This is a genomic window from Winogradskyella pulchriflava, from assembly GCF_042434315.1.
Lineage (GTDB): Bacteria > Bacteroidota > Bacteroidia > Flavobacteriales > Flavobacteriaceae > Winogradskyella > Winogradskyella pulchriflava.
In genome coordinates, this window is record NZ_JBHLTQ010000005.1 from 337,283 (window position 1) to 353,359 (window position 16,077).

Genomic DNA, 16,077 nt, shown 5'->3' on the forward strand with positions numbered 1-16,077 from the left:
ATGTGTTAAAAAATACCGTAGAGTTCAAAGACCTACCTGAAGATATTCTTAATATGATTTTCGAAAGTCCTTCATATACCATTACAATGGTAGCTTCAAAGCATGTTGTTTTTAATGTGAATGATTTTGAAGGCAAAGAATTATCTACGGATGACATTGAAATCATTAAAAGAGTGGCGAAGGTTTTTAATCAAGCCTACATACGTTTTCTCGACCTGCAACAAGCGGAAATCCAAGCGCAAAAAACTCAAATTGAACTGTCTCTAGAACGTATTCGCTCGCAAGTTACGGCTATGCAAGCGTCTTCTGATTTGTTTGATATTGTGGTAACCATGCGTGATGAATTCCTTTCACTAGGTCATGAAGCTGACTATTTCTGGCACATGAATTGGGCTAAAGACAACTACGAAATGTCCATGACAGCCGAAGATGGTGGTCGTCTTGGCATGGTCATAACAGTTCCAAAGTTCGTTCATGAACAAATGGAAGATTTACACCAATGGGAAAAAAGCAACAGTCCATATTTTGTACTTGCACTCAATGGTAAAGACGCTTGGGATTATATTGACAAAATGAATACTTATGGCAAGTATAAGTTAGTAGATCCGCATGCACCTACTGAAGAAGACATCCTTCATATTGGCGGATTGACCTTTATCATGGCACGTACAACCCATGGTGAAATTGGTTTTAGTCTTGCTGGAAAAATTGATAATCCACCACAAGCATCTATAGATATTTTAGTCCGTTTTGCCTCTGTATTTGATTTGGCCTATAAACGATTTGAAGACCTTAAAAAAGCTGAAGCACAAACGAGAGAAACCCAAATTGAATTGGCACTTGAAAAAGTAAGGAGTCGATCCATGGCTATGCAAAAAAGTGATGAATTATCAGATGCCGCAGAAATACTCTATAAAGAATTTTACAAACTAGGAGTTACGCCTTTCTCTTGTGGTTATCTTATCAATAATGATACAGAAAAACAATGGAATGTTTGGATGACCGATGCCAATGATGAGTCTTTCAAAAGTTTTTGGACACTACCTTATAATGCAGACCAACATATTAAAGATAGATACGAAAATTGGCAAAAAAAGAAACCATTTCACAGCACTGAACTTAAAGGTGATGCTAATATTAAGCACCATAAAATAATTGCTAAATACGCACCTTGGAAAAAATCATCATTAAAAGATTTACCGGATTGCTTGGTGCTGAGTAGCGCAAATTTTAAATATGGTCATCTATTGATTGTTACTGGAGAAGCCTTAAGCGAAGAGATACAATCTATATTGATTCGTTTCGCCAAAGTTTTCGAGCAAACCTACACACGTTTCCTCGACCTTAGAAAAGCAGAATTACAAACTCGAGAAACCCAAATTGAACTCGCCTTAGAGAAAGTACGAAGCCGAACCATGGCCATGCAGCACAGTGACGAACTGCAAGAAGCCTCTTTCTTACTCGATCAACAAGTAAGAGCTTTAGGCATTAAAACTTGGGGTTGCGCTTTTAATATTTACGGAGAAAACGAATCAACCGAATGGTTTGGTAACGAAGCTGGTGTTTTACACACCTATACAGTTCCACGAGAAGGTATATTTAAGGATTATTACGACAAAGGTCAAAAAGGTGAAACACTTGTCATTCAAGAATTTTCTGGTGACGACTGTGTAGCTCATTACGAATATATGAGCTCACTTCCTGTTATAGGAGATGTATTAAAAACCTTAAAAGAAACAAACCATGGTTTTCCAACCTACCAAATAGACCATGTTGTTTATTTTAAATATGGTTATCTGCTATTTATCACAAGAGAACATGTACCTGACTCACATGCTATCTTTAAACGTTTCGCCAAAGTATTTGAGCAAACTTATACCCGATTTCTTGACCTTCAAAAAGCAGAAACACAGGCACGAGAAGCACAGATTGAAGCAACTTTAGAAAGAGTGCGCTCTCGTAGTATGGCAATGCATAAAAGCGAGGAAATTGGTGATGTAGCATTCGTCCTTTTCGAACAGCTAAAGAGCTTAGGTGGTGAACTTTGGGGAACTGGATTTGGTTTTTGTAAAACTGATTCCGATGTCGATGAGTTTTGGTTTGCCAATGAAAAGGGCATCATGCCTCATTTAAAAATCCCTAACACCAAAGATTCAGCTCATAAAAAAATGTACCAAGGCTGGAAGAAAAATCTAGATTTATTTTCAATTGAAAAAGGAGGTAAAGAACTCAAGGATCATTATAAATACATGCTTACGGTTCCTGATGTTCAACCTATTTTTCAAGGCATGTTAAACGAAGGTATTGCTTTCCCAACATGGCAAAAGTGGCATGCCGCCTATTTTAAATATGGCTATATGCTAGTTATTACAACTGAACCATATCCAAACGAGACCATCTTTAAACGGTTTGCTAAGGTGTTTGAACAAGCCTATACACGCTTCCTTGACTTACAAAAAGCAGAAGCACAAGCAAAAGAGGCACAGATTGAAGCCGCTTTAGAACGTGTCCGTTCCCGAAGTATGGCCATGCATCAAACTAAAGAGCTACAAGAGGTCATTCATACAGTCCATCAGGAGTTATTAAGATTAAATATTGGTATTGATGGCGGCTCATTTATTATTGTTAATGAAGACATTGACGAAGAACTTTTTATTTGGGGTTCTGGAGGTACAACTGATACTGCTATGGAAACAAAAATTCCATATACTAAAAATCTCATCTACACCAACTTATTGCAATATGTTAAGAACGGAAATGGGCTTTATACAGAAGAGTTTACCCATGAAGAAAAAACGAAATTTTTTAGTTTTTTATTAAAACAAAAACCTTGGTCAGACCTTAGTAAAAAAGAAAAGTCAAAAACACTGAATACTTCAGGAGGATATTCTAGATCATTTTACGTATCTGAGAATACGACCCTATTAGTGGTTAATCATAAAGGTAAAACATTTGCACCTAATGAAAATGCAATATTAGAACGCTTTGCCAAAGTATTTGAGCAAGCTTATACCCGTTTTCTTGACCTCAAAAAAGCCGAAGCACAAGCAAGAGAAGCACAGATTGAGGTGGCTGTTGAAAGGGTTCGTGCAGAAGCAATGGCTATGCACACTACAACCGATTTTGAAAAAGTAACCCAACAACTCTTAAATCAGGTCCAAAATCTTGAATTGGACGGCTTTACAGGTGCATCTATCGGGTTGAGGGATGAAAACGATTACTTTACCTGGTGGGATTTTTCATCGCCTGGAAATATTGGCGACCCAAAAAGTCAACTCAGCACATACAATGCGCACGACTATCAATTGCTCGGAACTGAACTTTTGGACGAACTGAAGAAAGGTAAAAATTACATGGTATTCGAGTATGATTTAAAACGACTTAATAAGGCTGTTAGAGAATGGGGAGACATTAATCCAGCTATTGCTGCGGAGTTCAAGAAAGCAATCACAGAAGGAAATCTCACCCACCAATGGAACCCTTGTGGACGCTTAGCCAATGGTCTCTTGGCTTTTGATATGGTGCAACCACCCGATGAGGACGTTAAAAATATTGTCATCAAAATGACCCATGCATTTGAGCAAGCTTATATAAGGTTTCAAGACCTACAAAAAGCAGAAGCCCAAGCACGAGAAGCACAGATTGAAACAGCTTTAGAGAAAGTACGAAGTCGTACCATGGCCATGCAACATAGTGAGGAACTGCCAGAAGCTGCCAACGTGTTATTTACAGAAGTACAGAATTTAGGAATTCCTGCTTGGAGTTGTGGTTACAATATTCTTTCCGAAGATAAAAAATCGAGTACATGTATCATGAGTAGCGAAGGTGAGATTCAGTCGCCTTTTATACTACCCTTAACAGAACATAAAAGTCTTAAGCCATGGCACAACGCTATTTTAAACAATGAACAGTTTTTTGTTTATGAACAAGGTGACAAGGATTTAGAGGAACATTACGATTACATGCAAAGCCTGCCAGAGCTTCAAGATACTTTCAAACAATTAAGGGATGCTAATATTACCTTACCAACCTTTCAGGTCAATCATTTAGCGAAGTTTACAAATGGTTTTCTTTTGTTTATTACCTATGAACGTGTACCTGAAGCCCACGAAATCTTTCAACGCTTTGCCAAAGTCTTTGAACAGACTTATACAAGGTTTTTGGATTTACAAAAAGCAGAAGCACAGACACGCAAAGCACAAATTGAAGCAGCATTGGAGCGCACGCGTACCCAAAGTATGCTCATGCAACGTTCGGAAGAAATAGATGCCACGTCAAAGGTATTCCACGAGCAGTTGCAATTGTTGGGAATAGAGACTGAATTTTCCTATGTATGGTTGCCAGATGAAGCCAATAACGAGCATCAATTTTGGGTAGCATGGAACCTAAATGGAAAACAGAATACTTCAACGCAAAGTAAGGCCATTGTCTATCCTTTGGATAAATCCGAACCTTATACGGCTAAATGTTTTAAGGATTGGGAAAGTGGTGTGCCGGTACACATCCACCATATTAAACCCAAGGAGGTTACAACGTTCTTTATGGCATGGGAAGAACTGTTGAAGGATGCCAAAAATTTGACACCAAAATACTTTTCAAATGGACTGTATTACGCCGAAGCCTTCATGAAATACGGTTGTTTCGGTATTAATATTAAACGTGCCATTACTGAAGAAGAAAATCAAATATTACAACGTTTTAGTGTAGAGTTTGAACGTACCTATACACGTTTCCTCGACCTTAAAAAAGCGGAAGCACAAGCACGAAATGCACAAATCGAAGCCTCGTTGGAACGTGTAAGAGCCAAAGCTATGGCAATGCACGATTCCAATGAATTGGATGAGGTGCTTTCGGTACTTTGTGAGCAATTTGATGTCTTAGGAATTGTGCCCATGAGCACACACATGACGGTCTTAGACTTTGAGAACAACACCTTTACCTTTCGGGAAACGGGAAAATTTGGTAACCGAAGTTTTGGCGAGCAAACCGTCGCACTAGATGCCATGGACAACTGGAAAGAAACGGTTGATAAATGGAAAGCAGACAAAGCCACGGCCATCAACAAATTACATTTCCCTAAAGAACAACTATCTACAGTATGGGATGTATTCCATGAGTCTTTTGCATCGATGCCAAAAGATTCACGCATCACACCAAAAGATTATCCTGACGGCATTTATCACACCGCAGGCAAACATCCCTTTGGCTACATCGGTATGAACCAAGTACGTCCTGCAACCGAGGAAGAGGAACAAATCGTCATAAAGTTTGCCAATGAGTTTGGGATGGCTTACCAACGCTTCCTCGACCTGCAAAAAGCAGAAGCTCAGGCTAGAGAAGCACAGATTGAAGCCGCTTTAGAAAAAGTGCGTTCACGTTCCCTTGCCATGCACAACGCCAATGAACTCAAGGATGTAGTCGTGGTGATCGTAGAAAAATTGAAGGAATTAGGAGTTATTTTAGATGCCAATGGAGTTACCCTCTGCACCTATTTTCCAGATTCAAAAGATGTATTGCATTGGATTGCTTCGCCAGATTTTAGCCATGTGGGCAAGTACCTTCTTCCCTATTTCGACCATGTTATTTTTAAAGACGCATGGCAATCTAAAGAAAGTGGCGAAGCCTATTTTTCAAAATCATATTCAGTTGAAAAGAAAAACAGTTTTTTTGAACATGCGTTTGAACATTCAGACTACAAATATTTTCCTGAAAAAGTCAAGGAATGGATTTTTAATAATGATAAACACGTTCTTTCCTTTGCCTGGCAAAAAAATTCGGCCATACTTATTCCATCAAATACAGGTGTCTTGCCTACGGATTCTGAAAAAGAAATCCTGATACGTTTCTCAAAGGTTTTTGAACAAGCTTATATTCGATTTATGGATCTTAAAAAAGCAGAAGCGCAAACAAGAGAAGCCCATATTGAAGCTGGTTTAGAAAAAGTAAGGTCACGTTCGCTTGCTATGGATGGCTCTAATGAGATGCAAGATGTAGCAAATGAAATCTTCTACCAAATGCAGGCTCTTGGATTACAAATGGATGCTGTTGGTATGAGTGGTGAAATGGATGCTACGAAAGATTATGATGTTTGGATAGGTGGCTCTACCTTTAAAAAGCCATTAACGATACCGCATAGTAAAGCCACAAAAGTTCAGCGCGACTATAACATTATTAATGCCAATAGAGATGAATTATTTACAAGAACATATACTGGTGCTATTAAAAAAGAATATATCGACTATCTATTAGCCGCTAATTCATTCCCAAAAAAGCTAGAGAAAATTATGGTAGAGTCTGATGCTTTTACCACGTCAATCTCTTATAGCAAGTCGTCTGGTATTCAAATAGTAAGATATTCCGAAGAACCCTATACTGATGAGGAAAATCAAATTCTTATACGGTTTGCAAAAGTCTTTGAACAGGCTTATGTACGTTTTAGAGATATTGAAATTAAAGAGGAGCAGTCCAGTGCACTTTTGGCTGAAAAAAAGTTATTAGAAAAGACTTTGTCTAATCTTCAAGCAACCCAAAAACAACTTATCCAGTCTGAAAAAATGGCGAGTTTGGGTGAACTCACTGCAGGTATTGCTCACGAAATCCAAAATCCATTAAACTTCGTCAATAACTTTTCCGAAGTTAGTAAAGAGTTGTTAGACGAAATGCTTGAGGAAATGGAAAATGGTGATATGGAAGAAGTTAAAGCTATCATGGATGATGTCATTCAGAATTTAGAAAAAATAAACCATCATGGTAAGCGTGCTGATGGCATTGTAAAGGGGATGTTACAGCATAGTCGCGCTAGTGGAGACAAAAAGGAACCTACAAACATCAATGCTTTAGCAGACGAATATCTTCGATTAGCTTATCATGGTTTAAGAGCAAAAGACAAATCATTTAACGCACAACTAGAAACGGATTACGATGATAGTATAAAAACTGTGAATATAGTACCACAAGATATTGGACGTGTAGTTCTTAACTTATTTACTAATGCGTTTTATGCTGTTGGTGAAAAGAAATCAAATTCTAAAAACAAAGCTTATAAACCTACCGTTTCAGTGAAAACAGAAAAGTTAAAAGACAAGGTCATAATTTCAGTAAAAGATAATGGTAATGGCATACCTAAACATATTATTGACAAAATATACCAACCTTTTTTCACCACTAAACCTACTGGGAAAGGAACTGGTTTAGGATTGTCCATGAGTTTTGATATCGTAAAAGCACATAATGGCGAACTAGAAGTTGAAACAGAAGAAGGTGAAAGCACAACTTTTACAATTCAATTACCTTTAAATGGATAAATTACATAAAAAATAATGATGAGGCAGCAGTATTTACGACATATTTTCAGACAGTACATTCAAGGCTATATACTATTAGTCGCAATGTTTATGCTTAGCATTAATTGCATTGCTCAAAACACATCAACAGTAAACCAAAATGATGTTGAAGCATTGGTTTCATCAATTTCAGAACAACTTACACAACCTATAACAGACTCAACTAAAGTATATAAAAGCCTTTTTTATGCCGTTAACAGTTCAAAACAAAATGACAATAAAACCTACCTTATAAAATCTTACCATAATCTCGCCAAATGGCACCAAGGCAATACGTCTATAGATTCAACCTTATTTTATCTCAAAAACGCCGAAAAAGTTTCAAAAGAGGCAAAACTTCCACTACTTGAAGCCGAAACCTACTTAAAAAAGGAAGATGCCTACAAGCAACGTGGTGAATATAGCCAAGCTATGACTGAAGATTTTAAAGCCTTAAAACTATATGAAACCCTTAATGCAAAAGATGGTGTCGCAAGATGTTACACCAGACTTTGCGACCTTCTGTATTACCAAGAAAAATATAGTGAAGGAGCTGATTATTGTCAAAAAGCTATAGATATCCAAAAAACACTTGATACACCTAATGAATTGGCTCTAAGTTATAGGTATAAAGCAGACAATCTTTTAATATTAGAAAAATACGATGAAGCGCTCAATACAATAAACAAAGCCATCGAAGTATTAACTGCTGCGAATAGTGGCGAAACAGCTCTAGCTAAAAATTACAACACACGTGGTAACATCTATAAGTATATGCAACGCTATGACGATGCTATTGCAGAATATAAAAAATGCTACCAAATTGCTAAGGATTACAATATAGAACGAGGAATTATTCCAGCTTTGGCTAATATTGGACATGTTTACCGACTTCAAAATAAAAATGAGGAGGCATTGACTTATACTTTGGAAGCCATTGAGTTGATGAAAAAGAGTGGAAACACACCAAATCTCAGGGAAAACTATATGCATGCTTCAAATTCTTATGAAGCTTTAGAAGATTACCAAAAAGCATTAGAATACAATCACCTTTATTCCGATGCCAGAATTAATGAACTTAAGCAAATCATAGAACAGTTAGAGTCTGAACTTCAAATAAAATACGAATCTGAGAAAAAAGATGAAACCATTGAAACACAAGATGCTACCATTAGTCGTCAACGTAAAACACAACTTTTATACATAGGCATTGCTGTATTATTGGGAATAATTCTTTTTGGCATGTATTTTACCATGAAGAATATCAGAAAGAAAAGAAAAGCGCTCGCACTACTTAATACGGAACTCGCTCAAAACCAAAAGGATTTAGAAGCTGCCAACAATAAACTTCAGCAGTCTTTAGATGAATTAAAAGCCACACAAGCACAATTAATACAGTCTGAAAAAATGGCAAGTTTGGGAGAGTTAACTGCTGGTATCGCGCATGAGATTCAGAATCCACTAAACTTTGTCAATAACTTCTCTGAAGTGAGTAATGAACTCGTTGATGAAATGAATGAAGAGCTGGACAAAGGAGATATTGAAGAAGCAAAGCATATTGCCTCAGATATTAAACAAAACCTGGAAAAAATTAATCATCATGGCAAGCGTGCTGATGGTATTGTAAAAGGCATGTTACAGCATAGTCGTAGTAATACAGGCAAAAAGGAACCTACGGATATTAACAAATTAGCAGACGAATATCTTCGATTAGCCTATCATGGTCTGAGAGCAAAAGACAAGTCGTTTAATGCACAATTAGAAACAGATTTTGATGAAAATATAAAAACCCTTAACGTCGTTCCTCAAGATATTGGTCGTGTGATTTTAAACCTGATCACAAACGCATTTTATGCGGTTGATGAGAAGAAATCAAATTCCGAATCCAAAGATTTTAAACCTACGGTTTCAGTAAGTACTATAAAATTAAAAGATACTATTGAAATAATTATTAAGGACAATGGCAATGGTATTCCTGAAAACATCCTAGACAAAATTTTCCAACCGTTTTTCACCACAAAACCTACTGGAAAAGGTACAGGATTAGGATTAAGCATGAGTTATGATATCATTAGAGCTCATAATGGAAAATTACAAGTAGAAAGTAAAGATAAAGAAGGTACCACTTTTACAGTGAGCCTTCCAAAAACATAAATTAAAAGGGGATTAATTTAAAAACTTAGCACAATGAAAATATTAGTAGTAGATGACGAACAAGATGTAAAGACATTGTTTCTTCAACGCTTCAGAAAAGAAATAAGAAAAGAAGAACTAGAATTTATGTTTGCTTTTTCAGGCGAAGAAGCGTTAGAAACATTAAGATCCATAGAGCAAGAAGCCGTATTAATTCTATCTGATATTAATATGCCTGGCATGAGCGGACTTCAACTTTTGGAAAAAATAAAACAAGATTTTATAGCACCACCTCCAGTGGTAATGATGGTTACAGCTTATGGTGATGAAGAAAATTATAATACGGCAAAAAAATTAGGCGCTGATGATTTTCTCACCAAACCTGTTGATTTTAAATTATTAAAGGAAAAATTAATTCAAAAAATATAATGGCAAAGATATTAGTAGTAGATGACGAGGCCGATTTAGAAGTTTTGATAAAACAAAAGTTCAGAAAAAAAATACGAGAAAAGGAATACGAATTTCTTTTTGCTGAAAACGGGCGTCATGCATTAGAAAAATTAGATGAAGAACCTGATGTTGATATTGTGTTGAGCGACATCAATATGCCAGAAATGGACGGACTTACTTTGTTAAGCAAACTCAGTGAGTTGACTCCATTAATAAAATCAGTAATTGTATCGGCTTATGGCGACATGGAAAACATAAGAACTGCCATGAATAGAGGTGCTTTCGATTTTATAACCAAACCAATCAATTTCGAAGATTTAACCGTTACAATGGAAAAAACCTTAAAACATGCACAGCATATTAAGGAAACACTACAAGCCATAAAAGAGAACAATATCTTAAAAATGTATGTGGATGAAAATGTACTGAACTTTATGGGAAACCGTGAATACGAATCTACCATTATGGCGAATGAAACTATTGAAGCTACAGTAGTATTTATTGATATCTGTGGATTTACTAAAATCAGTGAAAATGCAGAAGCCGATAGAGTTGTCGCATTAGTCAATGCTTATTTTGATGAAATGGTTAAAGAAATTATGCAGCACAAAGGCTATATTGATAAGTTTATTGGTGATGCTATTATGGCTGTTTTTAGAGGCGAATACCATTTAGACAGAGCTATTGATGCTTCACTTGCAGTTTGCGAAAAAATCAATAATCTGCCTGCACTTGATGATAATTTAGACTTTAAACCAAAAGTTTCCATAGGTATAAAGAGTGGAGAAATGATTTCAGGAAATATTGGGTCTGCAAGTTTAAAGCGTTTAGATTACACCGTAATTGGTGATACCGTTAATACAGCAGCGCGACTGCAAGATGCCGCGAAGGAAAACCAAATTATTATTTCAGAAGATTGTTATAATCAGGTAAAGGAATCTTTTAAGTGTGAAAAGGTTGGAAGCATAACCTTAAAAAATAAAGCTCAACCTTTAACAATTTATCAAGTAAAGGAATAACTTTAAGACATTTAACCAACCATTATAAATCATGGAAGAACAAAAACCAATTAAGAAACCATCCACCAAGAAGGTAAGTCAAAATAACCATACTGAAGAATTAGTAGATCATTATTGGGGAACCATTGGTTATTTAACCAGTTTAATAAAGGCTTCTGAGCTCAAAGCTGGTTTAATTCTATCTTTTTATGGTATTCTTCTAAATTTCATTTATCAAGGCACTGAAAATTTTTCAGATAAGTTGACTAACGATACTGTTTTATATATTCTTATAGGTGCTTGGATCCTTTGTACCTCTGCCTCCATCTTTTTTTGTATTCGCTGTTTTATTCCAAAAATTGAAGGGAAATTTTCCAAAAACATGTTTTTCTTTAAGGACATCATTACAAAATTTGGTGATGTAAAAGAGTTTTCTCAAACCTTTCTTACCATGAGTAAAAATGAGGACCAATTGTTTATGCAACTGGGAGAGCAAATATTTATTATTTCGAAAATATCAGATTGGAAATTTAGAAACGTAAAACGCGCAATTAGTCTTTTAGCAATTGGTCTAATTATATTGTTTATAACAGGTTTATACCATTTTCTTTTTATCTTGAGCTAGTAAAACTTGAAACCTAGCAAATGAAATTATTATTGTTCATATTAATCGTATTTACATTAAATAGTAACGCTCAAAACACCAAAACATTAGAACCAAAACTAGAAAACATTGCTTGGATTGCTGGCACATGGCATGGTGAAGCTTTTGGTGGTAAAACCGAAGAAATCTGGAGTGAACCCTCTGGAGGTTCTATGATGGCTACATTCAAATTAATCAATGATGGAAAAGTTACCTTTTATGAAATCGAAGTCATCAGAGAAATTGAAAACTCATTAATTCTTCAACTCAAACATTTTGGACCAGATATAAAAGGTTGGGAAACTAAAGAGGAAACGGTCGATTTTCCGCTTAAAGAAATTACTGAGAACAAAGTAGTCTTTGAAGGTATGTCTTTTGAAAAAGTAAATGACACGGAAATGAATGTTTATGTAGATATCAAAGATAAAGGCAAAACCGAAACCGTAAAATTACACTATAAAAAACGAGTTAATAAACGTAATTGCCAAATCACTACTGTAAAAAAAGCAAAAACAAACCCTATTATCAATGGAATAGCTGATGATTTTATTTGGTCGCATACAGATTGGCTACCATTGAATGAATTATGGCTAGGTGAAGCTTACACTAAAGACGATTTTTCTGGTCGTTACAAATTAGCTTGGTCAGAAGACGCATTATATCTATTAGCCGAAATAAAAGATGATGTATTATTAGACAAAAATAGTAATCCTCTCGAAGCATGGTGGGACGATGATTGCCTTGAAATTTTTGTTGATGAAGACAACAGTGGTGGCGAACATCAATACAACCATAATGCCTTTGCTTATCATATTGCCTTGGATGGCAACGTAGTTGATATGTCAACAAAAAAAGACGGGAAATTATATAATTCGCATATAGAGTCTAAAAGAGTTACTAAAGGCAATACTTCAGTTTGGGAAGTAAAAATTTCATTATTTGATGATACATATAAAGACGATGCTCAAAATTCACCAGTAAAACTCCATGTTGGTAAAACTGTTGGCTTTGCCCTAGCCTACTGCGATAACGATAAAAGTGTCGAACGCGAAAATTTTATTGGATCCATCTATGTAGAAGGAGAAGACAAAAACAAAGGTTGGATTGATGCCAATATTTTCGGAACTTTAAAGCTTACAAATTAAGACTGCTATGAAATATATTATCACGCTTTTTGTTATTTTCTTTTCATTAAAATCTTTCACTCAAACCGATCAAAAAATCTATGACATAATAGATGCTATTTCAGAAGAGCGATTGCGTAACGATGTAAAGACACTTGCCGACTTTGGCACAAGGCATACGCTTAGCGACACCGTTTCACAAACACGTGGTATTGGAGCTGCTCGTCGATGGATAAAATCGCAATTCGATAATATTTCTAAAGATTGTAATAACTGTTTAGAAGTTTTTTATCAAAGTAATTTAATTGAAAAAGGCACTAACCAGCGCATCGTAAAAGATGTCAATGTGGTTAATGTTGTTGCCATTCAACGTGGCACAAAATATCCAAACCGTTATATTATAATGAGTGGCGATATTGATTCTAGAGTATCAGACCCAACAGATTTTACTTCAGATTCACCTGGTGCGAATGATAATGCAACAGGTATGGCAGGTGCTATGGAAGCTGCAAGAGTGCTTTCTAAATATAAATTTGAAAGCAGCATTGTTTATTTAGGACTTGCAGGTGAAGAACAAGGTTTGTTTGGTGGTCAAGGTATGGCGAAATATGCAAAGGAAAACAATTGGGACATCATCGGAGTTTTAAATAACGATATGATTGGCAATATTTCTGGTGTTGATGGTGTTGTTGACAACCGTACTTTCAGAATTTTCTCCGAGCCTATAACAACTGCAGAAACAGATCCTGAAAAATTAGCAAGACAAGCCAGAAGTCGCCGTTTTTATGGTGGAGAGGTTGATGGCACATCTCGTCAATTAGCGAGGTACGTCTATGAAACAACTAGAACCTACATGCCAGAAATGAATCCAATGATGGTTTACCGATTAGACCGTTTTGGTCGTGGTGGACATCACAGACCTTTTAATGATGTTGGTTTCGCAGGTATTAGAATTATGGAAGCGCATGAAAATTACACACAACAACATCAAGATATTCGTACCGAAAATGGTATTGAGTATGGAGATACCTTTGAGCATGTCAATTTTCCGTATTGCAAAAAACTAACCACAGTTAATGCGATTACCATGGCTAACCTCGCCTCTGCTCCACCTGTACCAACCGAAGTTGGTATTGGAGGTATTGTAGAAGCTTCTGCTAAGTTAAAATGGACTAAAGTTGAAGGTGCAAAAGGTTATAAAATATATTGGCGAAATACTACTTCACCAACCTGGAATCATAGTCGTTATGTAGAAAATGTTACTGAATTTACACTAGATGGTATCGTTATTGATAATTTCTTCTTTGGCGTTGCAGCAATTGGTGAAGATGGACATGAAAGCGTTGTAGTGTTTCCTAATAAAATAATTAGATAGATTTTGTCATTCCTGAGTTGGCAGGAATTTTAATATTAATAAAAGTATGATTAAAAATTTTATAGCTCTTACAGTCTTTTTAGGCTTTAGTCTAGTAACCCATGCACAACTGCTTCAAGAAAAAAACAGCTTTACAAGTCAAGATACATTAAGAGGCAGCATCACACCAGAGCGTGAATGGTGGGATTTAACCTATTACCATTTAGATATTGAAGTTAAACCGGAAGAAAAGTTTATTTCAGGAAAGAACACCATTCAGTACAAAGTATTAAAACCGCATCAGGTAATGCAAATTGATTTGCAAGAACCAATGGAAATGACCAAAGTACTTCAGAATGGTAAAGAATTACAAGTTGAACATAACGGTAACGCACATTTTATTACACTTACCGAAAATCAAAATATTGGAGATATAAATTCAATTGAAGTTTACTATAAAGGTAATCCAAGAGAAGCCAAACGTGCTCCTTGGGATGGTGGATTTTCATGGAAAAAAGATAAAAATGGTAAACACTTTATTGCCACCTCTTGTCAAGGACTTGGAGCTAGTGTTTGGTGGCCAAATAAAGACCATATGTACGACGAAGTAGATAGTATGTTGATTAGTGTAACAATTCCAAAAGGGCTAACAAATGTATCAAATGGCAGATTGCGAAAGTTGGAAGACTTAGGAGATAAAGTAAAATCTCATTGGTTTGTCAGCAATCCAATCAATAATTATGGTGTAAATGTTAACATTGGTGATTATGTAAATTTCTCTGAAGTTTATGAAGGTGAAAAAGGAAAGCTAGATTTGGACTATTGGGTGCTTTCTTATAATCTTGAAAAAGCTAAAGAACACTTTAAAGATACACCAAAAATGATGAAAGCATTTGAGCATTGGTTTGGACCCTATCCATTTTACGAAGATAGTTTTAAACTGGTGGAAGTCCCTTATTTAGGTATGGAACATCAAAGTTCTGTAACCTATGGTAATCAATATAAAAAAGGCTATTTAGGTTATGATTTATCACAAACAGGATGGGGTTTAAAGTTCGATTTTATCATCATCCATGAAGGTGGTCACGAGTGGTTTGCAAATAATATCACCAACAAGGACATTGCAGATATGTGGATACACGAAGGGTTCACAGCCTACTCTGAAAACCTCTTTTTAGACTACTATTATGGTAAAGAAGCATCTTCCGATTATGTTATTGGTACGCGCGAAAGTATTCAGAATGACAGACCATTAATTGGTGTTTACAACGTAAATAATGAAGGCTCTAGTGACATGTACTACAAAGGAGCTAATATATTGCATACACTACGTCAACTCTTAGAGGACGATGAAAAGTGGAGACAAATTCTCAGAGGTCTAAATTCAGAATTCTATCATCAAACAGTGACTACGAAACAGATAGAAGATTATATCAGTTTAAAAACTGGTATTGATTTAACCGAGTTTTTCAATCAGTATTTAAGAACCACAAAAATTCCAACACTAGAATACAAAATTGAAAATGGTGAACTAACTTACCGTTGGACAGAAATTGTTGATGGTTTTGATATGCCTATACAAATTGAAATTGATGGAAAATCTGAATGGCTGTTTCCTAAAGCGGTATGGCAAACGAAAAAAATTAAGACTGATGCTATCAAAATTGACAGAGATTTCTATGTGAATTCTAATGTTATTAAAAAATAATATAGATTGTCATTCCTGTGAAAGCAGGAATCTATAATATGTATAAAACAGTTCATCAACATTATCTATATATTTTAACAAATAAGAAAAATGGAGTCTTTATATTGGTGTTACAAACGATTTAGAAAGAAGAATACTTGAGCATAAAAAGAAAATAGTAAAGGGCTTTACTTCAAAATATAACCTTGATAAATTGATTTATTTTGAATCTTTTCAATATAGAAATGACGCTATTAAACGAGAAAAGAATATGAAAAAATGGAAGAGAGATTGGAAGATTAACTTAATTGAAGAAAACAATAAAGATTGGTCTGATTTGTCTGTAGATTGGTTTGAAGAATAAGA

Annotated in this window: 9 protein-coding genes; all 9 read left to right on the forward strand. The window is 35.6% G+C overall.

The window, feature by feature from the left end; all coding sequences use genetic code 11:
* Nucleotides 1-2 precede the first annotated feature (2 nt).
* The 9 genes from ACFFGA_RS10860 to ACFFGA_RS16130 all read left to right on the forward strand — a co-directional run bounded on the left by ACFFGA_RS10860 (nt 3) and on the right by ACFFGA_RS16130 (nt 16,075).
* A complete protein-coding gene (locus ACFFGA_RS10860) occupies nt 3-7,304 on the forward strand; it encodes a sensor histidine kinase (RefSeq protein WP_386063740.1) in 7,302 nt (2,433 codons plus the stop codon).
* Nucleotides 7,305-7,394: 90 nt separating this feature from the next.
* Complete coding sequence (locus ACFFGA_RS10865; RefSeq protein ID WP_386063742.1) at nt 7,395-9,476, forward strand: tetratricopeptide repeat-containing sensor histidine kinase; 2,082 nt, start codon at nt 7,395-7,397, stop codon at nt 9,474-9,476.
* A gap of 33 nt (nt 9,477-9,509) precedes the next feature.
* Nucleotides 9,510-9,884, forward strand: coding sequence for a response regulator (locus ACFFGA_RS10870; protein ID WP_386063745.1), 375 nt, complete (start codon nt 9,510-9,512; stop codon nt 9,882-9,884).
* On the forward strand, nt 9,884-10,924 hold the full coding sequence (locus tag ACFFGA_RS10875; protein ID WP_386063748.1) for an adenylate/guanylate cyclase domain-containing protein: 1,041 nt from the start codon (nt 9,884-9,886) through the stop codon (nt 10,922-10,924). Before ACFFGA_RS10870 ends, ACFFGA_RS10875 begins: the two co-directional genes overlap by 1 nt.
* A gap of 31 nt (nt 10,925-10,955) precedes the next feature.
* Complete coding sequence (locus ACFFGA_RS10880; protein ID WP_386063751.1) at nt 10,956-11,528, forward strand: Pycsar system effector family protein; 573 nt, start codon at nt 10,956-10,958, stop codon at nt 11,526-11,528.
* A gap of 20 nt (nt 11,529-11,548) precedes the next feature.
* Complete coding sequence (locus ACFFGA_RS10885) at nt 11,549-12,691, forward strand: DUF6265 family protein (RefSeq protein ID WP_386063753.1); 1,143 nt, start codon at nt 11,549-11,551, stop codon at nt 12,689-12,691.
* Between the two features lie 7 nt (nt 12,692-12,698).
* On the forward strand, nt 12,699-14,045 hold the full coding sequence (locus tag ACFFGA_RS10890) for a M28 family peptidase (protein WP_386063756.1): 1,347 nt from the start codon (nt 12,699-12,701) through the stop codon (nt 14,043-14,045).
* Nucleotides 14,046-14,091: 46 nt separating this feature from the next.
* Complete coding sequence (locus tag ACFFGA_RS10895; protein ID WP_386063759.1) at nt 14,092-15,732, forward strand: M1 family metallopeptidase; 1,641 nt, start codon at nt 14,092-14,094, stop codon at nt 15,730-15,732.
* Nucleotides 15,733-15,886: 154 nt separating this feature from the next.
* On the forward strand, nt 15,887-16,075 hold the full coding sequence (locus ACFFGA_RS16130; RefSeq protein ID WP_512701470.1) for a GIY-YIG nuclease family protein: 189 nt from the start codon (nt 15,887-15,889) through the stop codon (nt 16,073-16,075).
* The last annotated feature ends 2 nt before the right edge of the window (nt 16,076-16,077 follow it).